Source organism: Kitasatospora sp. GP30 (genome assembly GCF_029892145.1).
In the GTDB taxonomy this organism is placed as follows: domain Bacteria; phylum Actinomycetota; class Actinomycetes; order Streptomycetales; family Streptomycetaceae; genus Kitasatospora; species Kitasatospora acidiphila.
The window spans coordinates 99,862-126,753 of record NZ_JARZAH010000022.1; the positions used below are offsets into that span (position 1 = coordinate 99,862).

Here is a 26,892-nt window from a genome sequence, read left to right on the forward strand (position 1 = left end):
GTGCCCAAGCGGTGATCGAAAGCTGCCTCAGTGCTGCTGGTCCGTGCCCAGTCGTGCGACATAGGCGGCCGCCTGGGTGCGCCGCTCCATGCCGAGCTTGGCCAGCAGGCTGGAGACGTAGTTCTTCACCGTCTTCTCGGCGAGGTGCAGTTCGTTGCCGATCTGACGGTTCGTCATGCCTTCGCCGATCAGCTCCAGGATCCGCCGCTCCTGCTTGGTGAGTTGGGCCAGCTTCTCGTCCTCCGGCTCGCCGCCGGTGCGCAGCCGCTCCAGCACCCGCGCGGTGGCCGCCGGGTCGAGCAGCGACTTGCCGGCCGCCACGTCGCGCACCGCGGAGAGCAGGTCGGTGCCGCGGATCGCCTTGAGCACGTAACCGGAGGCGCCGGCCATGATCGAGTCGAAGAGCGCCTCGTCGTCGGAGAACGAGGTGAGCATCAGGCAGCGGACGTCGGGGTGGCGCGAGCGGACCTCGCGGCAGACCTCAACTCCGTTACCGTCCGGTAGCCTCACGTCCAGTACCGCGACGTCGGGCAGCACCGCGGGAATCCGGCTGAGCGCCTCGGCGGCGGTGCCGGCCTCGCCGACCACCTCGATGTCCGCTTCACCGGACAGGAGCTCACGCACTCCGCGTCGGACGACCTCATGATCATCCAGTAGGAAAACCCTGATTTGCCCGTTTTCGCTCATTGGCAAATGCTCCCATACCCCCACAGGGATGATCTATCGCCCGCACCGCCCGTCCGCACAATCTGTCCGATCAACCCCCTTACGCGAAACGCCGCGCCCGGATAGCGTGCGCAGGTGTCCTGACGTGCACCCCCGGGAGGCTGCCCGCTACCCGGTTCCAGCCCCACCTGGTCGGAAAAAGTAGGACGTCCTAGCGCAGGAGCGCCCAACGCGCTCGCTGGGTAACGTTCTCGTGGGAAAGCCGTCGGCAAAGGATCACCGCCTGCCACGTCATCGGCCGCTCACCCAGTGCGCCGAGCGCGGAGGTGACCGGACCGGCACCGGCGACCCCGGGCGGCCGGACAGACCGAGGAGTGAACGTGACCGTCAAAAGCACGTCGAGGGCGCGCAAGAAGGCCGCCCCCGGCGTCCCCGACAGTGCCCGTACCGGGCAGGACGCCCCCGCTGAGCTCGTCCAGCTGCTGACGCCCGAGGGCGACCGGGTGGAGAACCCCGAGTTCCCGCTCAGCGTCAGCCCGGAGGAGCTGCGCGGCCTGTACCGGGACCTGGTCCTGGTGCGCCGGTTCGACGGCGAGGCCACCGCGCTGCAGCGCCAGGGCGAACTGGGCCTGTGGGCCTCACTGCTCGGCCAGGAGGCGGCCCAGGTCGGCAGCGGCCGCGCGATGCGCGAGGGCGACTACGCCTTCCCCACCTACCGTGAGCACGGCGTCGCCTGGTGCCGCGGGGTGGACCCGCTCAACCTGCTCGGGATGTTCCGCGGCGTGAACCACGGTGGTTGGGACCCGAACGAGAAGAACTTCCACCTCTACACCATCGTGATCGGCTCCCAGACGCTGCACGCGACGGGCTACGCGATGGGCATCACCAAGGACGGCGCCGAGGACGCGGTGATCGCCTACTTCGGCGACGGCGCCTCCAGCCAGGGCGACGTCAACGAGGCCTTCACCTTCGCCTCGGTGTACAACGCGCCGGTGGTGTTCTTCTGCCAGAACAACCAGTGGGCGATCTCCGAGCCGACCATCAACCAGACCAAGATCCCGCTGTACCGCCGGGCCTCCGGCTTCGGCTTCCCGGGCGTGCGGGTGGACGGCAACGACGTGCTGGCCTGCCTCGCGGTCACCCGCTGGGCGCTGGACCGGGCCCGCAACGGCGGCGGCCCGGTGCTGATCGAGGCGTTCACCTACCGGATGGGCGCGCACACCACCTCGGACGACCCGACCCGCTACCGCTCCAGCGAGGAGACCGAGGCCTGGAAGGCCAAGGACCCGATCGCGCGCCTGCGGGCCCACCTGGAGAAGGAGGGCCTGGCGGACGAGGAGTTCTTCGCGGCGGTCGACGCCGAGAGCGAGGCGCTGGGCCTGCGGGTCCGCGAGGGCGTCCGCTCGATGCCGGACCCGGACCCGACCCTGATCTTCGACCACGTGTACGCCGAGCCGCACGCGCTGGTCGCCGAGGAACGGGCCGAATACGTGGCCTACGCGCAGTCTTTCGAGGGTGGGGAGTAAGTCCGAACATGTCCAAGCTCACCATGTCGAAGGCCATCAACGAGGGCCTGCGCAAGTGCCTGGAGACCGACCCCAAGACCGTGATCATGGGTGAGGACGTCGGCAAGCTGGGCGGTGTCTTCCGCGTCACCGACGGCCTGCAGAAGGACTTCGGCGAGGACCGGGTGATCGACACCCCGCTCGCCGAGTCCGGGATCATGGGCACCGCGATCGGTCTGGCCCTGCGCGGCTACCGGCCGATCGTGGAGATCCAGTTCGACGGCTTCGTCTACCCGGCCTTCGACCAGATCGTCACCCAGCTGGCCAAGATGCACGCCCGCGCGCTCGGGCACGTCAAGATGCCGGTCACCGTCCGGATCCCGTACGCGGGCGGCATCGGCGCCGTCGAGCACCACAGCGAGTCGCACGAGGCCTACTTCGCGCACACCGCCGGTCTGCGGGTGGTCACCCCGTCCAACCCGGACGACGCGTACTGGATGCTGCGGCAGTCGGTGGAGTCCGACGACCCGGTCATCTTCCTGGAGCCCAAGGCCCGCTACTGGGACAAGGCGGAGATCAGCGCGGCCCCCGCGCTCGACCTGCACGCCGCCAAGGTGGTCCGCCCCGGCACCGACCTGACGCTGCTGGCCTACGGCCCGATGGTGAAGACCTGCCTGGAGGTCGCCGCGGTCGCCGAGCAGGACGGGCACCGCATCGAGGTGGTCGACCTGCGCTCGCTCTCCCCGGTGGACTTCGCCACCCTGGCGGAGTCGGTCAAGCGCACCGGCCGGGCCGTGGTGGTGCACGAGGCACCGGTCTTCATGGGCATGGGCGCCGAGCTGGCCGCCCGGCTCACCGAGCAGTGCTTCTACCACCTGGAGGCGCCGATCCTGCGGGTCGGCGGCTACTTCGCGCCGTACCCGCCGTCCCGGGTCGAGGAGCAGTTCCTGCCCGACCTGGACCGGGTGCTGGACGCCGTCGACCGCGCGCTGGCGTTCTGAGAAGGGAGTGGGTTCATGACCACCGAAGTTCGCTCACTCCGTGAGTTCAAGATGCCCGACGTCGGCGAGGGGCTGACCGAGGCCGAGATCCTCAAGTGGTACGTCCAGCCGGGTGACACCGTGACGGACGGGCAGATCGTCTGCGAGGTGGAGACCGCCAAGGCCGCCGTCGAGCTGCCCATCCCGTTCAACGGGACGGTCGAGGCGCTGCACTTCCCCGAGGGCACCACGGTCGACGTGGGCACCGCGATCATCGCGGTCGCGGTGGCCGGCGGCGCGCCTGCCAAGGCTCCGGTCGCCGCGGCCCCGGCCGCCGCGCCGGCCGAGGCCGAGGAGGCCGAACCGGAGCGCCGCGAGGTGCTGGTCGGCTACGGTCCGCGCACCGGTGCCGTGCAGCGCCGGGCCCGGCGCACCACCGCGGCGGCGCCCGCCGCTGCCGCTCCGGTCGCCGCCGCCCCGGCTCCCGTTGCCGCCCCGGCCCCGGCCGCCGCACCCGCTCCGGCCGCGGCCCAGGTCACCGAGCGCCCGCTGGCCAAGCCGCCGGTGCGCAAGCTGGCCAAGGACCTCGGCGTCGACCTGCACACTGTGGTGCCGACCGGCAAGGACGGCATCATCACCCGCGAGGACGTGCACGCGGCCGCCGCCCCGGCACCGCAGCCGGCCGCGCCGGTGGTCGAGGCGCCCGTTGCCGAGGCCGCGCCGGTCGAGGCGCCCGCTGCTCCGCCGGCCACCGGCCTGGACGTGCGGGTCCCGATCAAGGGCGTGCGCAAGGCCACCGCGCAGGCGATGGTCTCCTCCGCCTTCACCGCGCCGCACGTCACCGAGTTCGTGCAGGTCGACGTGACCCGCACGATGAAGCTGGTGCGCGAGCTCAAGGAGAGCGGCGAGCTGGGCGCCGGCGTGCGGGTCTCCCCGCTGCTGCTGGTCGCCCGGGCGCTGATCACCGCGGTGAAGCGCTACCCGGAGATCAACGCCGCCTGGGACGAGGCCAACCAGGAGATCGTGGTCAAGGGCCAGGTGAACCTGGGCATCGCGGCGGCCACCCCGCGCGGCCTGATCGTGCCGAACATCAAGAACGCCGGTGCGCTCACGCTGCCCGCCCTGGGCGCCGAGCTGGGCGCGCTCATCGAGACCGCCCGGCAGGGCAAGACCTCGCCGGCCGCGATGACCGGCGGCACCATCACCATCACCAACGTCGGCGTCTTCGGCGTCGACACCGGTACCCCGATCCTCAACCCGGGCGAGGCCGCCATCCTCGCCTTCGGCGCGGTGCGGGAGCTGCCCTGGGTGCACAAGGGCCGAGTGGTGCCCCGCCAGGTGACCACGCTGGCGCTCTCCTTCGACCACCGGCTGGTCGACGGCGAGTTGGGCTCCAAGGTGCTGGCCGACGTGGCCGCCATCCTGGAGAAGCCCAAGCGGCTGATCACCTGGGGCTGACGGACCGTCAGAACCAGTCGAGGGCCCCGCATCCGGTGAGACGAACCGGATGCGGGGCCCTCGGGCGTTCTCGGCAGTCGGCTGAGGCCGGCCGACTGGGCGCCGGCGTTCTCTGCGCTGGCCGACTGAGGCCGGCCGGGTCAGCGGCGGGCGGTGCGGCGGCGGGCGAAGGCCAGCGCGGCGGCGCCGGAGGCCAGCAGGGCGCTGCCGGCGGCGACCAGGGTCCAGGAGGAGTCCCCGCCGCCCGTGTAGGCCAGCCGCTGGTCGGGGGCGGCGGTGCCGCTCGGCTCGGCGGTGGGCGCGGAGTTCGGGGCCGGCGGGGTGGCGGCCACGGGTGCCGCCGCCGGGGTGGCGGACTCGGTGGGCTCGGCGGTCGGCGTGCCGCTGGGCTTGGTGGTCGGCTTGCCGGTGCCGGTGCCGGTGCCGGTGCCGGTGCCGCTGCCGGGCGCCGGGCTCGGCTCGGTCGCGTCCGGGTGCTCGACCTGGAGGGTGGCCAGGTCGCTGCTGCCCCCGGTGGTCGTGTGGTCGGCCGACCCGTCGGTCACCACCACCAGCTGGGACAGCGACGCGGAGGTGTTCGGCGAGAGCTTGACCAGGAAGTTGAAGAGCCCGTCCCCGTGGTTGTCCAGGTGCTGCCCCAGGGACGAGGTGTCGATGTTCACCTCGTCCAGCGACGAGCACTCGGGGAACTGCGACAGGTTCTGCAGGCTCCCGTCGTTCCGCCGCGCCCCTTCAAGATCCTGGTGGCGCTGGTGAGTTGGGTGAAGACGCCCGGCGCTGGTCCCCCCCGGTCTCGCCGGTCCCGCTCTCCGTGCCTTCACTCTCATGGACGCACATCACTGGCGGAGGTTGCGGGTGGCTCGAAGAGATTTTTCGGGCCCCTCGGCCGTGGGCCAGGTGAGTGAGATATGTACCGAAAAATCTGATTATCAGTACTGGCCGGGTACTCCTGAGCAATCCCCCACCCGAGCGCCCGCCGGGTGACCGGAGCACCGAGGACGATCCGATGACGTCTGGGAGTCCTGGCCGCCTCGTCCGGAGCCTGGCCGCGCTGGTCCTGCTCGCCACCGCCGTGGCGCCCGCCCTGGCCGGGCTCGCCGATCCGGCGTCACTCGACTCCCTCGGCCTGCTCCCCGGCCGCGCCGTCCCGCCGCCCGGTAGCGCCGCGCAGTCGGCCCGGCTGCGCGGACTGGGCGCGGCCCCGACGGTGGACATCCGGCGCACCGGCGACCCGGCCAACCGGATCACCCTGGTGCTGCTCGGCGACGGCTACACCGAGGCCCAGCAGGGGTTGTTCCAGCAGCAGGCGGACCAGACCTGGCACGCCGTGATGGCGATCGAGCCGTTCCACAGCTACCAGGGCTTCTTCAACATACGGCGGGTCGACCTGGTCTCCGACACCCCCGGCATCGCCGAGTCGGACACCCGCGGACAGCGCCCGGGCACCCCGCTGGGGATGCACTTCTGGTGTGACGGCACCGCCCGGCTGCTGTGCGCCGACGAGTCCGCCACCGCCCGCTACGCCGGCTCCGGCGGCGGCCCGCAGTACCTGATCGCGCTGGCCAACTCCACCGAGTACGGCGGGGCCGGCGGCACCGGGGTGACCACGCTGGCCGGCGGCAGCCCCGACGCTGGCCGGATCATCCAGCACGAGATCGGCCACACCGTCGGCGAACTCGGCGACGAGTACGACAGCGCGCCGGGCGACAGCGACTACCCCAACCTCTCCGACCGCGGCGCCGACGCGATGCGCCACGACCACACCAAGTGGTGGCGCTGGCTGGGCGCCGAATCCCCGGACGGCGGCGGCGTGGTGGACACCTACCGCAGCGCCAACGGCACCTACCGGCCGACCTCCGACTCGGTGATGCGCACCCTGGGCGGCAGCTACAACCTGCCCTCCCGGGAGGCGATCATCGAGCAGATCTACCGCCGGGTCTCCCCGCTGGACGGCGTCGATCCGGTGCCCGGGCAGCTCAGCGGCCACCCGCGGTTGACGGTCCATCCGCTCGAACTGGCCGGCGGCCGCCACCTGGAGGTGGAGTGGCGGGTGGACGGGCACACCGTCTCCTCCCCGGCGCCGGACCACACCTGGTTCGAGCCCGCCGTGCTGGGCCTGCAGCCCGGTCAGCGGTCCACCGTGACCGCGACCGTGCGGGACACCACGGACTGGGTGCGCGACGAGGCGTTCCGCGCCCGGCACATGACCCGGACGGTGACCTGGGTGCTGACCGGCTGAGCCGGTGGGAATGGCGTGTACCCGACGTAAGCATCGAATGATGGGATGACTAGTCTGGGCGCACTATGCCCGTGGACCCCGTCGCCCGCACCGCCGCTCGCACCGTCCCCACCGCCGAACTGCCCGCGCCGGACGGTCCACCGGGAGGCCGAGCCGCCTGGCTCGCCTGGTCCGTCGCGGTCAGCGTCTACGTCCTGGCGGTGATCCACCGCACCAGCCTGGGCGTCGCGGGGCTGGACGCGGCCCACCGGTTCGGCATCGGCGCCTCGGCGCTCTCCGCCTTCTCCATCCTCCAGGTGCTGGTCTACGCGGCGATGCAGATCCCGGTCGGGCTGCTGGTCGACCGGTTCGGGCCGCGCCGGGTGCTGCTCGCCGGGGTGGTGCTGCTCAGCGCCGGACAGCTGGCCTTCGCGCTCAGCAGCGCCTTCGGGCCCGCGCTGGCCTCCCGCGCGGTGATCGGCTGCGGCGACGCGATGACCTTCATCAGCGTGCTCCGGGTCGCCGCGCGCTGGTTCCCGGCGGCGCAGAACCCGCTGGTCGCCCAGCTGACCGGGCTGGCCGGGATGGGCGGCAACCTGGTCTCCACGGCGGTGCTGGCGCAGGCCCTGCACAGCCAGGGCTGGACCGCCACCTTCGGCGCCGTCGCGGTGCTCGGCGCCGGTGTGTTCGCCCTGGTCGTGCTGCTGCTCCGGGAGGCGCCGGCGGTCCCCCAGCCTCCGGCCGGGGGTGCCCCCATGGCTGTGCCCGGCGCCGGGCACAGCCCCGCGCCCGCGGCAGCCGCCGACCGGCCCCCGCTGCTGACCCAGATCCGGCACTGCTGGCGCGAGCCGGGCACCCGGCTGGGCCTGTGGGTGCACTTCACCACCCAGTTCCCGGGCAATGCCTTCTCGCTGCTCTGGGGCCTGCCCTACCTGGTGGAGGGGCAGGGCATGAGCCGCGGCTCGGCGGCCGGGCTGCTCACCGTGCTGGTGGTCAGCACCATGGCCTTCGGCCTGCTCTTCGGCCGGCTGCTCTCCAGGTCGGCGGCGGCCCGGATGCCGATCACGCTCACCGTGATCGCCGCCACCGGGGTGTGCTGGGGCGCGGCGCTGGCCTGGCCCGGCGGGCACCCGCCGCTCTGGCTGATCGTGCTGCTCATCCTGGTGATGGGCAGCAACGGCCCGGCCTCGCTGGTCGGCCTCGACTACGCCCGCGCGCACAACCCGGGGCACCGGCTGGGCACCGCCTCCGGGATCGCCAACATGGGCGGGTTCCTGGCCACCATGGTGACCCTGCTCGGCGTCGGGGTGCTGCTCGACGCGGCGTCCGGGGGCGCCGGGACCTACTCGGCGGGCGCGTTCCGGCTGGCCTTCTGCTGGCTCTACGCGCCGCTGCTGCTGGGCACGGTGATGATCCTGCGGCTGCGCCGGACGGTCGCCTCCTGACCGCCCGGCGCACCGGTCACGGGGTCAGCGAGAAGCTCGCCAGGATCCGGTCGGCCAGCTCCCGGTCGCCGTCCACCGTGAGCGCGCCGGCCGGCAGGCCGTCGGCCCGCACCCGGCCGGTGGCCAGCCGCAGGTAGTCCTCCCAGCCCACCGTGAGCTGCACGTCGGGTCCCAGGCTGACCTGGGCGTCGATCGAGCCGCGGCCGTCGGCGTCGACCCGGACGGTGCGCAGGAACTCCAGCGGGCCGGTGACGTCGACCACCACGGTGCTGCCGGCCGGCGCGCCCGCCGCCTTGGCGACCACCTTGGGCAGCCCCGCCAGCAGCAGGTCCCGGGTGACCTGGGCGGCCGGGGAGTCCAGGTTGCCGGGCAGCTGCAGGGCGCGGCGCAGGTCCTGCTCGTGCACCCAGACGTCCAGCACCCGGCGGCGCAGCAGCTCCTGGTAGGGCACGTCGTAGCTGAACGGCCCGGCCGGGAAGCTGACGGTGTCGTCCGGCCCGGTGGTGGCATTGCGCAGCGCCCGGGACCGGCGGATGATCACGTACTCCAGTTCCGCCGTCATCTCCGGTGCGGTGTGGCAGCGGCGCTTGTCGACCGGGAGCTCCAGGTAGCGCTGCACGTCGTTCTTGACGTGGAACAGGTCGCGGGGGAGGGAGTGGATCGGCCGGGGATCGCCGAGCAGCTCGGACTCGACGGCGATCACGTGCGAGACGACGTCGCGCACCGACCAGCCCGGGCACTCGGTGCGCCGGTTCCAGGAGTCGGCGGGCAGCAGGGCCAGTAGTTCCGATATGGATTCGATGGAATGCGTCCAGGCATCCGTGTAGGTCTGGACGACCTGATTGTCGGTCACAGTGTCCTTGTCTCTCCGGCTCCGGCCATCCCTCGACTGCACCGCCCGCGCGCCCGGGCCCGCGCCGGGCGGGTTTCGAAGCTTCCGGGCGCACGCGCTAACCGCACGTTACGCTGCCTGAGAGAGCAGGGCAGCGCTTTCGGGTGACGATCGTAGGTCTCATGACGTGGACGGTGGTAGTGTGCGCGCCTCATTGATCCAACTCGCGGTTGCCGACGACGAGCCGGCGGCCGAGCGGCGGGCCCGCGCGGCCGCCCTGGTGCGCGCCCAGCAGGGCGCCGATCTGGTGGTGCTGCCCGAGCTCTGGGCGCTCGGCGGGTTCGCCACTGACACCTGGTCAGCCGGTGCCGAGCCGCTCGACGGGCCGACCTCTGACGCGATGTCGGCGGCGGCCGCGGCAGCGGGCGTCTGGCTGCACGCCGGATCGATCGTGGAGCGCGATCCGGACGGCCCGATCTACAACACCTCGCTGGTCTTCTCGCCCAGCGGCGAGCTGGTGCACACCTACCGCAAGATCCACCGCTTCGGCTTCGACAGCGGCGAGGCGGTGGCGATGGGCGCCGGGCAGGAGATCGTCACCGCCGCCACCGACTTCGGCACCCTGGGGCTCGCCACCTGCTACGACCTGCGGTTCCCCGAGCTGTTCCGGGCGCTGCTGGACGCCGGGGCCGAGCTGCTGGTGGTCCCCGCCGCCTGGCCGGCCCGGCGCCGCGACCACTGGAGCCTGCTGGCCAGGGCCCGCGCGGTGGAGGAGCAGGCGTACGTGCTGGCCTGCAACACCGCGGGCACCCACGCCGGCGTCGAGCAGGCCGGCTACAGCGTGGTGGTGGACCCGTGGGGCCGGGTGCTGGCCGAGGCGGGGGCCGGCGAGGAGGTGCTGACCGTCGAGTTCGATCCGGCGGAGGTGGCCAGGACGCGCCAGGAGTTCCCGGTCCACCGCGACCGGCTGCTCGGCATCCCCGCGCCGGTGCAGCGGACTCCCTGACGGTCGGGTTTGAGAGGATGGCTCCTCGATCCTGGCCCTGGAACGTCGGAGGAGGTGTGCTGTGGTCGTCATCCGGGCGGGCCGTCTGCCGATCCAGCGCAACAGCCTGCGCGAGCAGATCGCCGGGGCGCTCCGCGAGGAGCTGATGGCCGGCCGGCTGGCGGCGGGCAGCAACTTCACCGTCAAGGAGATCGCCGAGCTCTACGGGGTCTCCGCCACCCCGGCGCGGGAGGCCCTGGTCGACCTGGCCGCCCAGGGCCTGCTGCGGGCCGAGCACCACCGCGGCTTCACCGTGCCGGAGTTCGGCTGGGCCGACTTCCTGGAGATCTTCGAGGCCCGCGCCATGCTCACCGACAGCGCCTTCCGGCAGCTGGCGCTGCGGCCGCCCGGCTACGACTGGTCGCGGCTCGGCTCGCTGCGCCGCCGCGCCGAGGCGGCCACCCGGGCCGCCCGGGCCGGGCAGCTGGACGTGATGGTCGGCTGCGACCGCCGGTTCTGGCAGGAGATGACGGTCTTCCTGGAGAACCGCCGGATCGCCGACTACCTGGACTGGCTGCGGGTGCAGTCCTGGATGTTCGCCGCCCCCTACCTGCGGTCCCAGGGCGAGCTGTCCGGGGTCTGCTGGACCAGGCACACCGAGCTGGTCGAGCGGATCGCGGACCAGGACCTCTCCGGCGCGCACCGGATGATGAACGACTACAACCTGTTCACCGTGCGGCTGCTGGCCGAGCTGGCCGGGGAGTCGCTGGATTCGGTCGCCGTGCTGGGGCTGCTCACCGCCGAGCCGACCGGCGCTCTGCCCGGTCCGCTGCCCACTCCGGATCCGACGCCGGGCCGGTAGGGTGGTCCGAGCGTCGAGCAGCCGGCCGGCGTTGCCCGCTGCTAGTTGACCGGAGAGGATGAAGCGGCCCGTGGCCTGCGACCTCTGGCTCGTACCGCTGGTGGACGTACTGAGCCACAGCCCCGAGAACCCGTTCCGTGAGGAGCTGGCGGTCTACAACGCGGCGCTCGCCGCGCGCGGCCTGCCGCCGGTGCCGGTGTACGAGTTCGCGCCGGGGGTCACCGGCGAGGTGGAGCCGATCGCCGCCTTCGACTACGACTCGCTGCACTTCCTGCGCCGTGCCTACCTGCTCCAGCTGACCGGTTTCCAGCTGACCCCGGTGGACGCGCTGGGCGGCGACTACGAGCAGCTGCTGGAGATGTTCGAGTCCAGCGCCGAGCAGTCGCACCTGGTCTGGCACTTCGACCACGCCGGGGCCTATGTGCCGATCGACTTCGCGGTGCCGCTGGTGGACCAGACGCTGCTGGCCTCCGGTGGGCCGCTGGGCTCCTCCTACGGGCTGCTGCGCGAACTGCAGGCGATCGCCCCGGCGCTGGGCATCGACCCGCTGAACCCGCCGGGGCCGACCCGGCCGCTCGGCCCGACCGGTCTCGAGCAGCCGTTCGCCCCGCCGCTGGACGACCTGCACGCCTACGCGCGGGAGCGGCACGCCTGGGCGGGGCTGTACGCGGCGGCGACCCGGAGCCTGACCCAGGGGTCGATGGTGGTGTTCGCCTGAGCCAGCCGCTCGGGCAGCCGAGCAGCGCCCGCTCAGCGCAGCCCGCCCTCCGGCGGCCGCTGCCGCGGCATGGTCGGCCTGGTTCCGGGCGGCGGCAGCACCCGCACCTGGGCCGGCACCCCGCCCTCCGGGCGGCTCCCCCAGCTGCCGGGCGCCTGGGTGGGCAGCTGGGTCATCCGGGCCCGGAACTCCAGCATCCACTCCGAGGTCTCGCCGCGGACCAGCTCCGAGACGTCCTCGCAGAACCGCCGCAGCACCCCGAGGCAGCGCTCGGCCGCCTCGCCCGCGGTGCCCTCGGTCGGCCCGAGCACCTCCCGCACGCACTCCGAGGCCCAGTCGAACTGGAAGGCCTCCAACCGCCGTTGCAGCGCCTGCGCGGTGCTGACGTCCCGCATCCAGCCGGAGCTGCACCCGAACACCCGGTCGGCGGCCAGGCAGCCGACCGCCAGCGCCAGCGCCACGTAGCCCCAGGCGGCCGCGTGCCCGAACCGCCCGGTCAGCTGGACCAGCGGCAGCGTCACCCCGGCCACCCCGAACACGGCCGTGCCGAACCGCAGCACCCGAGCCCAGCGGCGCTTCCAGACCCGGTCGCGGCGGTACCACTCGATCGCCTCGACGGCCCGCTCCTCGGACCAGCGGTACAGCTCCTCCAGGCGCTCGGCGGGCTCGCCCCAGTCCCCCAGCGGGAACTGGCGGGCGCTCAGATCCGCACGACGACGGGTGGCCGCCCGGTCCCGGCCGCTGCCGGTGGTCGTGGTGGGCTGGTCCTCCTCGCCGATGTCCTTGCCCCAGGGACTTTCCTCGGGCTGCATTTCGGGCTGGCTCACCTGTGGGGCTCCCTTGACGGGCCTGGTTGTCGGGCTCTGCTGGGTATCCAACAGCACTTCTTACCGCCAAATGGCTGACCGCGTCGGACTTCCAGACTGATCGTTACCCGAAAAGGCGTCAGAACACCGTGGTGGGCCGGTTCCGGAAGTCGAGCCGGTTTCACTCATCCGAGCGAGGGCCCGAGCCGCCGCGAACCTGACCCGATTTACCGACTGGTCGAACGCACAACCGCACACCGGACCGCACGCATGATCGCTGGAGCTTCGCACAGCCCGGTCGACCAGCGGGATCGGGCCACCGGCTACCCTTGCCAAGCGTGAAGGTCCTCGTCATCGGCGGCGGCGCCCGCGAACACGCCCTGTGCCGCTCCCTGTCCCAAGATCCCGCCGTCAGTGAGCTGCACTGCGCCCCGGGCAACGCCGGGATCGCCCGGCTGGCCACGGTCCACCCGGTCGACCAGCTGGACGGCACCGCCGTGACCGCGCTGGCCGAGCGGCTGGCCGCCGACCTGGTGGTGGTCGGCCCCGAGGCGCCGCTGGTCGCCGGCGTCGCCGACCCGCTGCGGGCGGCCGGCATCCCGGTCTTCGGCCCGTCCGCCGCGGCCGCCCAGCTGGAGGGCTCCAAGGCCTTCGCCAAGGACGTGATGGCCGGCGCCGGCGTGCCCACCGCCCGTTCCTACGTCTGCACCACCCCCGAGGAGGCCGCCGAGGCGCTGGATGCCTTCGGCGCGCCCTACGTGGTCAAGGACGACGGCCTGGCAGCCGGCAAGGGCGTGGTGGTCACCGCCGACCGCACCGCCGCGCTGGCCCACGCCGCCGCCTGCGACCGCGTGGTGATCGAGGAGTACCTGGACGGCCCCGAGGTCTCGCTGTTCGCCATCACCGACGGCACCACCGTGCTCCCGCTCCAGCCGGCCCAGGACTTCAAGCGGGCGCTGGACGGCGACGCCGGCCCGAATACCGGCGGCATGGGCGCCTACTCGCCGCTGCCGTGGGCCCCGCCCGGCCTGGTCCAGGAGGTGCTGGACACCGTCCTGCAGCCCACCGTGGACGAGCTGCGCCGCCGCGGCACCCCGTTCTCCGGCCTGCTCTACGCGGGCCTGGCGCTCACCTCGCGCGGCACCCGGGTGATCGAGTTCAACGCCCGGTTCGGCGACCCGGAGACCCAGGTGGTGCTGGCCCGGCTGCGCACCCCGCTGGCGGGCGTGCTGCTGGCCGCCGCCAACGACACGCTGGCCGACCTGGAGCCGCTGCGCTGGTCCGAGGAGGCCGCGGTCACCGTGGTGGTGGCGTCCGAGGGCTACCCGGCCGCGCCGCGCACCGGTGACGTGATCGACGGCCTGGCCGAGGCGGATGCCGCCGACGGCACCGCCTGGGTGCTGCACGCGGGCACCAAGGCGGACGAGCAGGGCCGGGTGGTCAGCGCCGGCGGCCGGGTGCTCTCGGTCACCGCGATCGGCAAGGACTTGGCCCAGGCCCGGGAGCGGGCCTACCAGGGGGTCGCCGAGATCCGCCTGGCGGGCTCCCAGCACCGCACCGACATCGCGCTGAAGGCCGCCGCCCAGTAGCGGCCGCGCCGAGGGGCGCTGCGTTCCGGGGACACCCCCATGGACGCAGCGCCCCTCGGCATTTCCCGGCCCGGTCCGGCCGCCGGAGATCTGCTTGCGAACGGACGGCCGATTCCAGCCCTTCGAGTGAATGCCGGAGCAACCGGCTGACGCGACTGACCAGGCGGCCGTAGGGTGCGCTGAACCGCGGGGCCGCTTCGGCTGGTTGTCGTGGTCGCCGCCGGGTGCGTCCGCCCTCGGAGGGGGAAGCTTCAGTGGGGCGGGCCGGACCGGACCGTGTCACCAGGAAGGGTGGATTCCCGGCCGAGTCGGAACACCGGCCGGTCCGTGTGCGTCACACCTGTGCAGTGCGTCCGCGGTCGGATGGAGAGGCCATTCGATCGTCGGTCGGCACGGTCATGTCCGACTCCGAAGGGGGTGCAGCACCGGATGGCCGCTCTCGACGCTGCCCGTGCTCAAGCCCGGGCGCTGCTGCGGATCCGCGCCCTGGCCCGGGCGGCCGCGGTGCTGCCCGCCGCCGTCGCGGTGGTGCTGCTGGCCGGTCGGTTCACCGGCCGGATCGGCGCGCCCGGTTCGCCGGACGCGTTCGGCTGGGACGTGGTCCGCTGGGTGGTCGGCGCCTTCGCGGTGCTGGTCGGCCTGGTCGCGCTGGCCGCGATCCGCCGGCACGCCCGTGCGGTGCCGCCCAGCACCCCGGCGATAGCGGTCGAGCCGGGGCAGGCCCCCGAGCTGCACCGGATGATCGAGGAGCTGGCGCACCGGCTCGGGGTGCCCGCGCCCGGCGCCATCGCGCTCACCCCGGACTGCGACAGCTGGCTGGAGGAGCCGCCCGGGGGCCATGGCCGGGCGCCGGTGCTGGTGATCGGTTCGCCGTTCCTGTGGTGGATGCGGGCCGGCGAGCTTCGGGCGCTGCTGGCCCCGGTGGTGGCCGGTACCGCGGCGGCGGCCGATCCGGAGATCGCCGCCGCCCGCCGGTTCGTCCGCGGACTGGACGCGGCGCTGGGCAGCGGCCGGCGCACCCCGCCGGCCCGGCTGCTGGACCGGATCACCCGGGCGCTGCTGCGGGCCTGCCGGGACTACGCGGCCGAGCTGGAGCGGGCCGCCGCAGCGGCCGCCGCCGAGCAGGCCCGGGCGGTGGACTACGGCCTGCGGATCGCCGCCCAGGGCCAGGTGGGCCTGGCCTACGCGGGCTGGGACCGGCTGCTCACCCGGGTCGCGCTGCCCGCCTGGCGGCTGGGCCGCCGGCCGGCCCAGCTGAACGCGGGGGTGGCGGCCGCACTCACCGAGCTGTCCCGCCGGGACCGGCTGGCCGAGGGCTACGAGAGCCGGCTCGGCGACCGTCCGGCCTGCGATCTGCTGGAGGAGCCGGGCGCGATGGACGCGGCGGTCTCGCAGCTGGCCGCCGAGCTGTTCCACGGCCCGGCCCGCCCCGAGGGCGCCGAGCTGCTCTGGGACGACTACCCGGAGCAGGTGGTGGACCGCGGCTGGCGGCTCCAGGCGATGGCGCTGCAGGAGGCGCTGGACACCGTGGCCCCGGCCCCGGTGGGCCGCCGGGCGCCGACCCTGGCCCGGTTGCTGGCCCGGCTGGAGGCCGGCGGCGCGCCCGCGCTGGCCCGGGTGCTGGCGGCCGGCGAGCCGCCCGCGGTCCCCGGCGCGCAGGAGCGCGGGGGGCGTGAACTGCTGGCGGACTGCGTGACGGCGATGGTCTGCTGCGCCGCGGTGGACGGCGCCGGCGGCAAGCCGGGGCTGGACTGGCTGGACGGCCCGGTGCTGCTGCTCGGCGGGGTGCGCCGGGGCGATCTGGCCGATCCGGTGGCGGAGGCCGTGGAGCAGGGCGCGGTGGCCGAACTGCGCAGCTGGCTGGGGGCGGCCGGGATCCGGCTGGAGAAGCCGGTCCGGCTGGGCTGACGGCCGGGCAGGCAACGGTAATGCATCGGACGTCCGACACCGTCAACCCGTGCTCACATCGGGTCACATGCTGTCGGCACTGTGTGGTCTGCTGGACCACACGCATTTATCCGTGGCACATGCCACGGACGGGTGGGACCGCGGGAGGGACGGCGTGGACCGGGAGTCGTCAGGTCGTAGATGGGAGTCCGGCACGCTCGCGCACGGCGTCTCGGATCCGTTCGGGCAGGGGCCGCTGCCCTGGTTGCGCAGCCCCGATCACTACTTTGAGGGCACCGAGGACGCCATCCCCTGGTATGTCAGCACCGACGCCCCCGGGCAGCGGCCGCTGCCCGCCCCGCCGCCCCCGCTGGTCGGCACTCCGCGCAACTCCGACGACGTGGTGCAGCAGATCAAGGGCTTCGCCGCGGCCGGCGTGGTGCACCCGGGCGGCGCGGTCGACCTGCGGGTCACCGTGCACCCGCCGCGCGACTTCGTGGTCGACGTCTACCGGATCGGCCACTACGCGGGGGCCGGCGCCCAGCACATGACCGCCTCGCCGCTGATCCCCGGCCTGCAGCAGCCGGCCCCGCTGGTGGTCGGCCGGACCGTCAGCTGCCACCACTGGTGGCACACCTGGCGGCTGCAGATCCCCTCGCACTGGCGGCCCGGTGCCTATGTCGCGGTGCTCACCACCGCCGACCAGCGGCACCGCAGCCACATCCCGTTCACCGTGCGGGACCCGCTGACCACGGGCCCGGCCGCCGAGCTGCTGCTGGTGCTGCCGGACGTCACCTGGCAGGCGTACAACCTGTTCCCGGAGGACGGCCACCACGGCGCCAGCCTCTACCACGCCTGGGACGAGCAAGGGGCGCTGGTCGGCGAGCACCAGGCTGCCGTCACGGTCTCCTTCGACCGCCCGCAAGCCGGGGCCGGGCTGCCGCTGCACGTCGGGCACGCCTACGACTTCATCCGCTGGGCCGAGCGGTACGGCTACGACCTGTCCTACGCCACCGCCTCCGACCTGCACGCCGGCCTGGTCGAGCCGTCCCGGCACCGGGCGCTGGTCTTCCCCGGGCACGACGAGTACTGGTCCGAGCCGATGCGCCGGGCTGTCGAGCGGGCCCGGGACGGCGGCACCTCGCTGATCTTCCTCTCCGCCAACACCATGTACTGGCGGGTCGACCTGACCCCGAGCCCGGCCGGCGAACCCAACCGGCTGCTCAACTGCCGCAAGCGGCAGCGGGTCGAGCCGGGCTCACCGGCGGCCGGCAAGCCCGGCGCGGCCAGCGCGCTGTGGCGGGACGCGGGCGAGCCCGAGCAGCAGCTGATCGGCGTGCAGTACGCGGGCCGGGTGGCCCAGCCGGTGCCGCTGCGGGCCGGCAACACCTGGCACTGGCTCTGGGCCGGCACCGGCCTGCGGGACGGCGACGAGGTGCCGGGCCTGGTGGCCGGCGAGGCGGACCGCTACTACCCCAAGGTGCCGCTGCCCGTTCACAGCGAGCGGATCCTGCTCGCCCATTCGCCCTACCAGGACGTGGACGGCCGCCCCCGGCACCAGGAGACCTCGCTCTACCGGGCGCCCAGCGGGGCCTACGTCTTCGCCTCCGGCACCTTCGCGTGGTCGCCCGCGCTGGACCGCCCCGGCCATACCGACGAGCGGATCCAGCGGGCCACCGCCAACCTGCTGGACCGGGTCTGCAAGGAGGGTTGAGCGCCCGCATGAAAAGATCAGTGAGTCCAGTGACCCCCATCTTTGAGGACTGAGACCACTGTGAGCGGATTCGTCACCAAGCCCGAGCCGGTTCAGGTGCCCGGCCTGGAGCACCTCCACACCGGGAAGGTTCGCGAGCTCTACCGCGACCAGGCCGGCCGGCTGGTCATGGTGGCCAGCGACCGCACCTCGGCCTTCGACTGGGTGCTGCCGACCGACATCCCGGACAAGGGGCGGATCCTCACCCAGCTCTCGCTCTGGTGGTTCGAGCGGATCACCGACCTGGTCCCCAACCACGTGATCTCCACCGAGCTGCCGCCCGGCGCCCCCGCCGACTGGGAGGGCCGCACCATGGTCTGCGACCCGCTGGACATGTTCCCGGTGGAGTGCGTGGCCCGCGGCTACCTGACCGGCTCCGGCCTGGCCGAGTACCAGGTCAGCCGGACCGCCTGCGGAATCGCGCTGCCGGAGGGCCTGGTGGACGGCTCCGAGCTGCCCGCGCCGATCTTCACCCCGGCCACCAAGGCCGAGGTCGGCGAGCACGACGAGAACGTCTCCTACGAGGAGGTGGCCCGCAAGATCGGCGCCGACTGGGCCGCCGCGCTGCGACAGACCACCCTGGCCGTCTACACCCGGGCCCGCGACATCGCCCGCGAGCAGGGCGTCATCGTGGCCGACACCAAGTTCGAATTCGGGCTCAGCGGTGGCGAGTTGGTGATCGGCGACGAGGTGCTGACGCCGGACTCCTCGCGGTTCTGGCCGGCCGAGGAGTGGCAGCCGGGCCGCGCCCAGCCGTCGTACGACAAGCAGATCCTGCGGAACTGGCTGACCTCCGCGGAGTCCGGCTGGGACCGCCACGGCGAGCTGCCGCCGCCCGTGCTGCCGGCGGAGGTCGCCGAGCGCACCCGGGCCCGGTACGTCGAGGTGTACGAGCGGCTCACCGGGACCGAGTGGGTCTGATCCCCGGTCAGATCCAGCCGTGCTCGCGGGCCGACCGGACCGCGGCATGGCGGTTCTCGGCGCCCAGCTTGCCGGCCGCCGAGGACAGGTAGTTGCGCACCGTGCCGGGGGAGAGGCCGGCCCGGACGGCGATCTCGGCCACCGAGGAGCCGTCCGCCGCCAGCTCCAGCACATCGGTCTCGCGCGGGGTGAGCGGGCTGTCCCCGGCGCTGATCGCCTCGGCGGCCAGCTCCGGGTCCACATAGCGGCCGCCGCCCCGCACGGTGCGGATGATCCCGGCCAGGTCGGCCGCCGACACGGTCTTCGGCAGGAACCCGCGCACCCCGACCTCCAGCGCCCGCTTGAGGTAACCGGGGCGGCCGTGGCCGGTGACGATCATCGTCCGGCAGTTCGGGGCCAGCCGGCGCAGCTGCGCGGCCACCTCGATGCCGTCCAGCCCCGGCATCTGCAGGTCGAGCACCGCGATGTCCGGCTGGTGCGCCTGCGCCATGGCCAGCGCCTCCGGGCCGGAGGCCGCCTGGGCCACCACCGTCAGGTCGTCCTCCAGGGCCAGCAGGGCGGCCAGCGCACCGCGGATCAGGTGCTCGTCGTCGGCCAGCAGCAGTCGAACGGGCTCGGTCATCACACCAACTCCTCGGCGCGGGCGGTCGTACGGGACAGCGGCAGGGCGGCGCGCAGCGTGAAGCGGTCGTCGTGGCCGCGTTCGCAGCTCAGCTCGCCGCCGTGCGCGGCCAGCCGCTCGCGCAGCCCGGCCAGGCCGCTGCCCGGGGCGTGGTCGGCCGGCTCGGCGCGCAGCCCGTCGTTCACCAGTTCCAGCACGGTCCGCTCGCCGTCGCCGCCCAGCCGCACCGAGACCAGGGTGGCCTCGCTGTGCCGCAGCACATTGGTGGCGGCCTCGCGGACCACCCAGCCGAGCACCGACTGCACCAGCGGCGGCAGCGTCGCCGGATCGGGGCCGAGGTCGACGGCGCAGTCGATCCCGGCGGCCCGCAGCACCGAGCGGGCACCGGCCACCTCGGCGGCCAGGTCGGCGGTGCGGTAGCCGCGCACCACCTCGCGCACCTCGCGGTGCGACTCCTGGGCGATCCGCTGCACCTCCACCATCTGGTCGGCGGCCTCCGCCCGGCCGCGCCTGGCCAGCTGCACGGCCAGCTCGGCCTTGAGCGCCATGGTGGTCAGGTTGCGGCCCAGCACGTCGTGCAGGTCGCGGGAGAACCGCAGCCGCTCCTCGGCCACCGCCAGCCGGGCCCGGTCCTCCTGGGCCCGGTCCAGCTCCCAGGCCGTCTTGACCACCCAGGACGAGCAGCGGCAGCTCGCGGCGGCGAAGGCCAGCCCGAGCAGCGACCCGACCACCACACCGACGGCCATGGCGACCGACTCGCAGGCGATCGCCAGCGGCGGCAGCGTCAGCAGCAGCATCGGGACCGCCCAGAGCGCCATCAGCAGCGGGCGCAGCGCGATGGTCGGGCCGACCACCCAGACCAGCAGCTGGAAGACGACGATGGTGGCGCCGACCGGCTGCTTGTTCGCGTGGTGCGGCCCGAGCAGCAGGGTCAGCCAGATGCCCAGCTGGGTAGCGGCCGCGTGGACGAGCAGCAGCTTGGTGGGCCGCGTTCGGCGCCCGCTGTGCGCCGCCAGCGCGGCCCGGACCAGCGGCACCGAGAGCGCGGAGTTCAGCAGCACCGTGGCGACCAGTGACACCACGGCGGGGGTGTGGGCGGACTCCTTGATCAGCTGCTGCACGCCCATCGCGAGCATCGAGACCGGTAGGAAGACGGTCAGGCTGTACATCGACCAGCGGTTGTAGATCTCTACCCGCTTCGCCTTGGACTGGCTGCGCCAGCGCTCCATGAGCCGCACGCCGTCACCCTCCCCCTCGTCGCCGTGGGTCCTATCAGACCAGCTCAGCGCCGAGGTTCCCAACGGAACCAGCGCCGGGCCGCCCAGCCGGCCAGCGCGGCCCAGGCCAGTGCGCCGGCCAGGTAGAGCCACCAGCCGACCGGATGGTGCCCGCCGTCGCCGCCCAGCCAACCGGTGCGCAGCAGCGCCAGCGCCGGGGTGACCGGCAGCAGCCGGGCGACCAGCGCCACCTGGCCGGGCATGACGGCGAGCGGGACCAGCAGCCCGGAGCCGAAGATGGTCAGCATCATCACCGGCAGGGTGGTGATCCCCGAGGTCTCCACGGTCTTGGTGAAGGCGCTGGAGAGCGCCGCCATCGGCACCAGCACGGCCACCGCGAGCAGCAGTCCGAGCAGCACCAGCACCGGATTGTGCGGAGCCGGCAGCCCGAACAGCGCCGCCGCGCAGACCGTGATGGCGACCATCTGCAGCAGCGCCAGCAGCACCGCCGGCAGCGCCGTGCCGCCCAGGATCTCCGGGTCGGTGAGCTCGCCGGTGCGCAGCCGCTTGAGCACCAGGTCGTTGCGCCGGGCGACGTAGGCAGCCGTCAGGTTGTAGTAGACGACGAAGACCAGCACGGTCAGGAAGAGGCTGAGCACCAACGAGCTGTGCAGGTCGCCGCCGGGCAGCCGGCCGCGCTGGGCCTTGAGCATCTGGTGCAGGCCGCCGATCAGGCAGACCGGCATCGCCACCGCCATGTAGAGCGCGATCCGGTTGCGGGTCAGCAGCAGGGCCTCGGTGCGGGCCAGCGCCAGCACGCGGCGGGCGACGCTGGGGGCGGCGGGGGTGCCCACCACGGCGGTGCGGGTGGCGGTGGTCATCGGACGGCTCCGGTCAGGGCGGGGGACTCGGCGGGGGCGGGGTGCTCGGGCTCGGCGGCGATGGCCAGGAAGGCCTCCTCCAGCGAGGCGCTGCGGGCGTCCAGGCCGGCCAGTTCGACCTGCTGCTGCTCGGCCCAGCAGAGCAGCTCGGTGAGGGTGCGCTGGAGCTGCCGGGTGCGGATCGTGACCCGGCGGCCGGCGAAGCCGACCTCGGCCTCGGGCAGCGGCAGCAGGGTGGGCGAATCGGGCTGGGCGGGCAGCTCGAAGGTGATCCGGGCCGGCTGGTCGGCGATCACCTCGGCGACCGTGCCGCTGGCCACCACCAGGCCGCGCTGCATGATCGCCAGCCGGTCGGCCAGCTCCTCGGCCTCCTCCAGGTAGTGGGTGGTGAGCAGCACCGTGGTGCCGTCGGCGCGCAGCTCGCGGACCAGCTGCCAGACGGCGGCCCGGGCCTGCGGATCGAGGCCGGTGGTCGGCTCGTCCAGGAAGAGCACCTCGGGGCGGCCGATCAGCGCCACCGCCAGGTCCAGTCGGCGCTTCTCGCCGCCGGAGAGCTGCTTGACCCGCACCGCGGCCCGGTCGGCCAGGCCGACGAGGTCGAGCACCTCGGCGACCGGGCGCGGGGTGGTGCTGGTGCCGGCCCAGCCGCGCAGGGTCTCGGCCACCGTCAGGTCGCCGGGGAAGCCGCCCTCCTGGAGCATGATCCCGATCCGCGGGCGGATGGCGGCGCGCTCCCGGTACGGGTCGTGGCCGAGCACCGTCACGGTGCCGCCGGTCGGCTGGGCCAGGCCCTCGATCAGCTCCATGGTCGAGGTCTTGCCGGCGCCGTTGGTGCCGAGCAGGGCGAAGAGCTCGCCGCGCCAGACGGTGAGGTCGAGGCCGCGCACGGCCTCGAAGCCGTGCGCCGCGGTGCTGCCGTAGCGCCGGCGCAGGCCGCTGGCCCGGACGGCGTGGAGGGGGCTGGTCATGGCTTCCAGCATTCCGTGGGGCGCGCGCCGGCGGCAGTGCGCGGCCGCACCGATCGCCCGGGCACTCCCATGGATCGGCGGTGACAAATGTCATCGGCGCCGACCGGGCCATCGCGTCCGCGGCTGTGACATTCGGAGAAGGGCGGCTGGGAAAACGAAAGCGGCCTCCCGAAGGAGGCCGCTTCTCGTGGAGCGGACGACGAGATTCGAACTCGCGACCCTCACCTTGGCAAGGTGATGCTCTACCAACTGAGCCACGTCCGCACGATCTTCACTTGTGTTGCACATCACCTTGGTAGGTGATGCTGCGAGCGGACGACGAGATTCGAACTCGCGACCCTCACCTTGGCAAGGTGATGCTCTACCAACTGAGCCACGTCCGCATGTCGTGCTTCCCGGTTCCTTTCGGCCCCGGTTGCGGCGACGAGAAATACTCTACCCCATCGTCGGGAGTGGTCGTGCACCCCTTCCGTCGCAGGCCTGCGGCACGGCGAGCGGAAGGGGTGCCGGACCGGGTCAGTTGGCCTCGGAGAAGGCTTCGTAGACGTGCTTGGGGATGCGGCCGCGGGCCGGCAGCTCCATGCCGCGGGACTGCGCCCAGGCGCGCACCGCGGCCGGGTCCGGGGCGAGCGCGGTGCGGCGGAAGGACTTTCCGGTGCGGCTCTGGCGGCGGCCGGCGGCGACGAACGGGGCGAGCGCCTCACGCAGCTTTTCCGCGTTGTCCACGGACAGGTCGATCTCGTACGACTTCCCGTCGACACCGAAGTGCACGGTTTCGGCGGCGGCCCCGCCGTCCAGGTCGTCGGAGAGCGTGACAACTACACGCTGAGCCATGGGCGTCAATCCTCTCGGCAATTCGGCCGCCCGGGCGCGTGTGCCGCGGCGGCCCTGTGCGCCGGCCGCGCGGGGGGCATAGCGGTGGACCTCGGCCCACACGTCACACGGCTCCCCTCGATGCCGGTGGCCCTATTCTGCACCCCAAGACCGGGGAAATCGATGGTCGCTGCTTTCTTTTTCCGGAAATTCACCTCCCTTCGCCTCCGTACCGATACTTCCGCTCGGATTGCGGCAGGTATCAGGGGTGGATCTGTCCCCACATGCCGGTATTCGGGGGGTCCCGAAGGAGTGTCGCCGCTGATCCTGGGAACTCCTTTACAGGGGGAGGAAACGGGCGCCCTACAAGCCCGGAACCCTTGCCGCGTAAGGGGCGCGGGTCTACGCGCGTCGCAATGCCCGGGACGTCGAACGACCCCGACGCCCCGGTACTCTGAAGGTCCCCCGCCTTCACGCACCACACCATTGGGAGTGCCAGTGGCACGCGTCGTAGTCGACGTCATGCTCAAGCCGGAGATCCTCGACCCCCAGGGCCAGGCGGTGCAGCGCGCACTGCCCCGTCTCGGATTCACCGGGATCGCCGATGTCCGCCAGGGCAAGCGTTTCGAGCTGGAACTGGAGGGCCCGGTGGACGACGCCGCGCTCGCCAAGATCCGCGAAGCCGCCGAGACCTTTCTCGCCAACACGGTGATCGAGGACTTCACCGTTCGGGTGGAGGACGGCCAGTGACCACCCGGGTCGGCGTCGTCACGTTCCCCGGCTCGCTGGACGACCGCGACGCCCAGCGGGCGATCCGCCTGGCCGGGGCCGAGCCGGTGGCGCTCTGGCACCGTGACAAGGATCTCCATCAGGTCGACGCGGTCGTCCTGCCGGGCGGTTTCAGCTACGGCGACTATCTGCGCGCCGGCGCCATCTCGCGCTTCTCGCCGGTGATGGAGTCGCTCATCGAGCAGGCGAAGCTGGGAATGCCGGTCCTCGGTATCTGCAACGGCTTCCAGGTGCTCACCGAGTCGCACCTGCTGCCCGGCGCGATGCTGCGGAACAACCACCTGCACTTCATCTGTCGCGACCAGAAGCTGCGGGTCGAGAATGCCGCGACCGCCTGGACGTCCGATTACCAGGCGGGGCAGGAGATTTCGATCCCGCTGAAGAACATGGACGGCCGCTACACCGCGGACCGGCGCACGATCGACGAGCTGGAGTCCGAGGGCCGGGTGGTTTTCCGTTACCTCGCCAGTGAAGAAGATGGACTCTGCAACCCCAACGGGTCGATCAACGATATTGCCGGGATCACCAACGCGGCCGGCAACGTGGTCGGTCTGATGCCGCACCCCGAGCACGCCGTCGAGCCACTGGTCGGTACCGGCAAGACCGACGGTCTGCCGTTCTTCACGTCCGTCCTTAAGCAGTTGGTGAACGTCTGATGACTCTCGACACCGTCAAGAACGCCGAGCAGACGCCCGACGCCGCCCAGCCCTGGGCCGAACTCGGCCTGAAGCAGGACGAGTACGCGCGGATCCGCGACATCCTCGGCCGTCGCCCCACCGGCGCCGAGCTGGCGATGTACTCGGTGATGTGGTCGGAGCACTGCTCGTACAAGAGCTCCAAGGTGCACCTCAAGCAGTTCGGCGAGAAGGCCCCGGAGTCTGACGCGATACTGGTCGGCATCGGCGAGAACGCCGGTGTGGTCGACGTCGGTCAGGGCTACGCGGTCACCTTCAAGGTCGAGTCGCACAACCACCCGTCGTACATCGAGCCCTACCAGGGCGCGGCCACCGGCATCGGCGGCATCGTGCGCGACATCCTGGCGATGGGCGCCCGGCCGGTCGCGGTGATGGACCCGCTGCGCTTCGGTGCCGCGGACCACCCGGACACCCGCCGGGTGCTGCCCGGGATCGTGGCCGGCATCGGCGGCTACGGCAACTGCCTGGGCCTGCCGAACATCGGCGGCGAGGTCGTCTTCGACCCCTGCTACCAGGGCAACCCACTGGTCAACGCGCTCTGCGTGGGCGTGATGAAGCACGAGGACATCCACCTCGCCAAGGCCAGCGGCGCCGGCAACAAGGTCATCCTGTACGGCGCCCGGACCGGCGGCGACGGCATCGGCGGCGTCTCGGTGCTGGCCTCGGAGACGTTCGACGATTCCAAGCCCACCAAGCGCCCGGCCGTCCAGGTCGGCGACCCGTTCCAGGAGAAGCTGCTCATCGAGTGCACCCTCGAGGTGTTCCGGGAGCAGCTGGTGCTCGGCATCCAGGACCTCGGCGGCGCCGGACTCTCCTGCGCCACCTCGGAGTTGGCCTCGGCCGGCTCCGGCGGCATGCGGATCGAGCTGGACACCGTGCCGCTGCGCGACGCCACGCTCTCGCCGGAGGAGATCCTCATGAGCGAGTCGCAGGAGCGGATGTGCGCGATCGTCGAGCCCGACAAGGTCGAGCGCTTCCTGGCGATCTGCGAGAAGTGGGACGTCATCGCCACCGTCATCGGTGAGGTGACCGACGGCGAGCGGCTGGAGATCTTCTGGCACGGCGAGCAGGTCGTCGACGTGCCGCCGCGCACCGTCGCCCACGACGGCCCGGTCTACCAGCGCCCGTACGCCCGCCCGTCCTGGCAGGACGCGCTGCAGGCCGACGCTCCGACCGCCGAGCGGCTGGCCCGCCCGGCGAGCGGCGAGGAGCTGAAGCAGACCCTGCTCAAGGTCGCCGGTTCGCCCAACCAGGCCTCCAAGAGCTGGATCACCGACCAGTACGACCGGTTCGTGATCGGCAACACCGTGCTGGCCACCCCCGAGGACTCCGGCATGATCCGGATCGACGAGGAGACCAACCTCGGCGTCTCGGTGGCGACCGACGGCAACGGCCGCTACACCAAGCTGGACCCGTACACCGGTGCCCAGTTGGCGCTGGCCGAGGCCTACCGCAACGTCGCGGCCGGCGGCGCCAAGCCGCTCGCGGTCTCCGACTGCCTCAACTTCGGCTCCCCCGAGGACCCGGACGTGATGTGGCAGTTCGCCGAGGCCACCCGCGGTCTGGCCGACGCCTGCCAGGCGCTGGGCACCCCGGTGACCGGCGGCAACGTCTCGCTCTACAACCAGACCGGTGAGGTGGCGATCCACCCGACCCCGGTGGTCGCGGTGCTCGGCGTGATCGACGACGTCAACCGGCGGACCCCGATCGGCTTCGCCGACGAGGGCCACCACCTCTACCTGCTCGGCGACACCGCCGACGAACTGGGCGGCTCCGCCTGGTCGCAGGTGGTGCACGACCACCTCGGCGGCCTGCCGCCCAAGGTGGACCTGGAGCGCGAGAAGCTGCTCGCCGAGATCCTGATCGCCGCCTCGCGCGACGGCATGATCGACGCGGCGCACGACCTCTCGGACGGCGGCCTGGCCCAGGCGCTGGTGGAGAGCTGCCTGCGCGGCGGCCGCGGCGCCCGGGTGATCGTGCCGACCGAGCTGGACCCGTTCGTCTTCCTGTTCTCGGAGTCGGCCGGTCGCGCGGTGGTCGCGGTGCCGCGCAGCGAGGAGCTGCGGTTCACCGACATGTGCGGGGCCCGCGGCCTGCCGGCCACCCGGATCGGCGTGGTCGACGGCGACACCCTGGAGGTGCAGGGCCAGTTCGCGGTCTCGCTGACCGAGCTGGCCGAGGCGCACAACGGTGTGATCGAGGCGCTGCTCGGCTGAGCCGACGGATCATCGGACCGGCCCGTCCCCTCCGGGGGCGGGCCGGTCCGCGTTTTCATGCGGCGG

At 72.8% G+C, this 26,892-nt stretch carries 24 protein-coding genes and 2 tRNA genes; 15 read left to right on the plus strand and 11 right to left on the minus strand.

Translation table 11 applies throughout. The annotated features are described in order from the left end of the window. Window positions 1–27: 27 nt before the first annotated feature. Window positions 28–687, minus strand: coding sequence for a response regulator transcription factor (locus tag P3T35_RS26195; protein WP_101380731.1), 660 nt, complete (start codon window positions 685–687; stop codon window positions 28–30). A 359-nt stretch (window positions 688–1,046) separates the two neighbouring features. Here P3T35_RS26195 and pdhA point away from each other — a divergent pair, with 359 nt between their 5' ends. Genes pdhA through P3T35_RS26210 form a run of 3 tightly spaced genes read left to right on the plus strand, consistent with a single transcriptional unit; the run spans window position 1,047 to window position 4,609 of the window. Beyond that, complete coding sequence (pdhA, locus tag P3T35_RS26200; RefSeq protein ID WP_218976682.1) at window positions 1,047–2,192, plus strand: pyruvate dehydrogenase (acetyl-transferring) E1 component subunit alpha; 1,146 nt, start codon at window positions 1,047–1,049, stop codon at window positions 2,190–2,192. An 8-nt stretch (window positions 2,193–2,200) separates the two neighbouring features. Further along, the gene (locus P3T35_RS26205; RefSeq protein WP_101380733.1) at window positions 2,201–3,172 is read left to right on the plus strand and encodes an alpha-ketoacid dehydrogenase subunit beta; all 972 of its coding nucleotides are present in this window, start codon (window positions 2,201–2,203) and stop codon (window positions 3,170–3,172) included. A gap of 15 nt (window positions 3,173–3,187) precedes the next feature. Next, window positions 3,188–4,609: a dihydrolipoamide acetyltransferase family protein gene (locus P3T35_RS26210; protein WP_101380734.1), complete on the plus strand. Its 1,422-nt coding sequence runs from the start codon at window positions 3,188–3,190 to the stop codon at window positions 4,607–4,609. Between the two features lie 140 nt (window positions 4,610–4,749). Here the strand turns inward: P3T35_RS26210 and P3T35_RS26215 are convergent, their stop codons facing one another. Continuing rightward, window positions 4,750–5,271, minus strand: a complete 522-nt coding sequence (locus tag P3T35_RS26215; protein ID WP_180356479.1) for an LPXTG cell wall anchor domain-containing protein — start codon at window positions 5,269–5,271, stop codon at window positions 4,750–4,752. A 344-nt stretch (window positions 5,272–5,615) separates the two neighbouring features. Here P3T35_RS26215 and P3T35_RS26220 point away from each other — a divergent pair, with 344 nt between their 5' ends. After that, window positions 5,616–6,848, plus strand: coding sequence for a M64 family metallopeptidase (locus P3T35_RS26220; protein WP_101380737.1), 1,233 nt, complete (start codon window positions 5,616–5,618; stop codon window positions 6,846–6,848). A 65-nt stretch (window positions 6,849–6,913) separates the two neighbouring features. Continuing rightward, window positions 6,914–8,272 (plus strand): MFS transporter, encoded by a 1,359-nt coding sequence (locus P3T35_RS26225; RefSeq protein ID WP_101380738.1) that lies wholly within the window; start codon window positions 6,914–6,916, stop codon window positions 8,270–8,272. 16 nt (window positions 8,273–8,288) lie between these two features. Here P3T35_RS26225 and P3T35_RS26230 read toward each other — a convergent pair whose 3' ends face one another. After that, entirely contained in the window at window positions 8,289–9,125 is an 837-nt protein-coding gene (locus P3T35_RS26230) for a maleylpyruvate isomerase family mycothiol-dependent enzyme (protein WP_101380739.1), read from the minus strand. Between the two features lie 181 nt (window positions 9,126–9,306). Here P3T35_RS26230 and P3T35_RS26235 point away from each other — a divergent pair, with 181 nt between their 5' ends. The 3 genes from P3T35_RS26235 to P3T35_RS26245 all read left to right on the plus strand — a co-directional run bounded on the left by P3T35_RS26235 (window position 9,307) and on the right by P3T35_RS26245 (window position 11,669). After that, entirely contained in the window at window positions 9,307–10,110 is an 804-nt protein-coding gene (locus P3T35_RS26235; RefSeq protein WP_101380740.1) for a carbon-nitrogen family hydrolase, read from the plus strand. 61 nt (window positions 10,111–10,171) lie between these two features. Next, window positions 10,172–10,951 (plus strand): GntR family transcriptional regulator, encoded by a 780-nt coding sequence (locus P3T35_RS26240; protein WP_280707971.1) that lies wholly within the window; start codon window positions 10,172–10,174, stop codon window positions 10,949–10,951. A gap of 70 nt (window positions 10,952–11,021) precedes the next feature. Beyond that, window positions 11,022–11,669: a hypothetical protein gene (locus P3T35_RS26245; protein ID WP_101380741.1), complete on the plus strand. Its 648-nt coding sequence runs from the start codon at window positions 11,022–11,024 to the stop codon at window positions 11,667–11,669. Window positions 11,670–11,701: 32 nt separating this feature from the next. Here the strand turns inward: P3T35_RS26245 and P3T35_RS26250 are convergent, their stop codons facing one another. Beyond that, entirely contained in the window at window positions 11,702–12,481 is a 780-nt protein-coding gene (locus P3T35_RS26250; protein WP_101380742.1) for an SLATT domain-containing protein, read from the minus strand. Between the two features lie 332 nt (window positions 12,482–12,813). Between P3T35_RS26250 and purD the strand changes: the two genes are divergently transcribed. The 4 genes from purD (at window position 12,814) to P3T35_RS26270 (ending at window position 18,625) form a co-directional block, all read left to right on the plus strand. Beyond that, entirely contained in the window at window positions 12,814–14,064 is a 1,251-nt protein-coding gene (purD, locus tag P3T35_RS26255; protein WP_101380743.1) for a phosphoribosylamine--glycine ligase, read from the plus strand. A 429-nt stretch (window positions 14,065–14,493) separates the two neighbouring features. Continuing rightward, window positions 14,494–15,972, plus strand: coding sequence for a hypothetical protein (locus P3T35_RS26260; protein WP_101385057.1), 1,479 nt, complete (start codon window positions 14,494–14,496; stop codon window positions 15,970–15,972). Window positions 15,973–16,126: 154 nt separating this feature from the next. Continuing rightward, on the plus strand, window positions 16,127–17,665 hold the full coding sequence (locus P3T35_RS26265) for a N,N-dimethylformamidase beta subunit family domain-containing protein (RefSeq protein WP_101380744.1): 1,539 nt from the start codon (window positions 16,127–16,129) through the stop codon (window positions 17,663–17,665). Window positions 17,666–17,725: 60 nt separating this feature from the next. Beyond that, entirely contained in the window at window positions 17,726–18,625 is a 900-nt protein-coding gene (locus tag P3T35_RS26270; protein WP_101380745.1) for a phosphoribosylaminoimidazolesuccinocarboxamide synthase, read from the plus strand. A gap of 7 nt (window positions 18,626–18,632) precedes the next feature. Here P3T35_RS26270 and P3T35_RS26275 read toward each other — a convergent pair whose 3' ends face one another. From P3T35_RS26275 to P3T35_RS26305, 7 genes are all read right to left on the minus strand, one after another. Then, window positions 18,633–19,247, minus strand: coding sequence for a response regulator transcription factor (locus tag P3T35_RS26275; RefSeq protein ID WP_101380746.1), 615 nt, complete (start codon window positions 19,245–19,247; stop codon window positions 18,633–18,635). Then, window positions 19,247–20,476, minus strand: coding sequence for a histidine kinase (locus P3T35_RS26280; protein WP_101385058.1), 1,230 nt, complete (start codon window positions 20,474–20,476; stop codon window positions 19,247–19,249). The genes P3T35_RS26275 and P3T35_RS26280 overlap by 1 nt, the downstream gene beginning before the upstream one ends. Window positions 20,477–20,529: 53 nt before the next feature. After that, window positions 20,530–21,345 carry an ABC transporter permease gene (locus P3T35_RS26285; protein ID WP_101380747.1) on the minus strand — a complete coding sequence of 272 codons (816 nt, stop codon included), beginning with the start codon at window positions 21,343–21,345 and terminating at the stop codon, window positions 20,530–20,532. After that, window positions 21,342–22,313, minus strand: a complete 972-nt coding sequence (locus P3T35_RS26290; RefSeq protein WP_280707975.1) for an ABC transporter ATP-binding protein — start codon at window positions 22,311–22,313, stop codon at window positions 21,342–21,344. Before P3T35_RS26290 ends, P3T35_RS26285 begins: the two co-directional genes overlap by 4 nt. Window positions 22,314–22,501: 188 nt before the next feature. Beyond that, window positions 22,502–22,577: transfer RNA gene (locus P3T35_RS26295), tRNA-Gly, on the minus strand. A gap of 46 nt (window positions 22,578–22,623) precedes the next feature. Further along, a tRNA-Gly gene (locus tag P3T35_RS26300) sits at window positions 22,624–22,696 on the minus strand. Between the two features lie 133 nt (window positions 22,697–22,829). Beyond that, complete coding sequence (locus P3T35_RS26305; protein WP_101380749.1) at window positions 22,830–23,147, minus strand: Lsr2 family protein; 318 nt, start codon at window positions 23,145–23,147, stop codon at window positions 22,830–22,832. A 477-nt stretch (window positions 23,148–23,624) separates the two neighbouring features. Between P3T35_RS26305 and purS the strand changes: the two genes are divergently transcribed. The 3 genes from purS to purL are packed head-to-tail and all read left to right on the plus strand — an operon-like array spanning window position 23,625 to window position 26,826. Continuing rightward, complete coding sequence (gene purS / locus P3T35_RS26310; RefSeq protein ID WP_101380750.1) at window positions 23,625–23,876, plus strand: phosphoribosylformylglycinamidine synthase subunit PurS; 252 nt, start codon at window positions 23,625–23,627, stop codon at window positions 23,874–23,876. Beyond that, window positions 23,873–24,571 (plus strand): phosphoribosylformylglycinamidine synthase subunit PurQ, encoded by a 699-nt coding sequence (purQ, locus tag P3T35_RS26315; protein WP_101380751.1) that lies wholly within the window; start codon window positions 23,873–23,875, stop codon window positions 24,569–24,571. Before purS ends, purQ begins: the two co-directional genes overlap by 4 nt. After that, window positions 24,571–26,826 (plus strand): phosphoribosylformylglycinamidine synthase subunit PurL, encoded by a 2,256-nt coding sequence (gene purL, locus P3T35_RS26320; protein WP_101380752.1) that lies wholly within the window; start codon window positions 24,571–24,573, stop codon window positions 26,824–26,826. The genes purQ and purL overlap by 1 nt, the downstream gene beginning before the upstream one ends. Window positions 26,827–26,892: the final 66 nt, after the last annotated feature.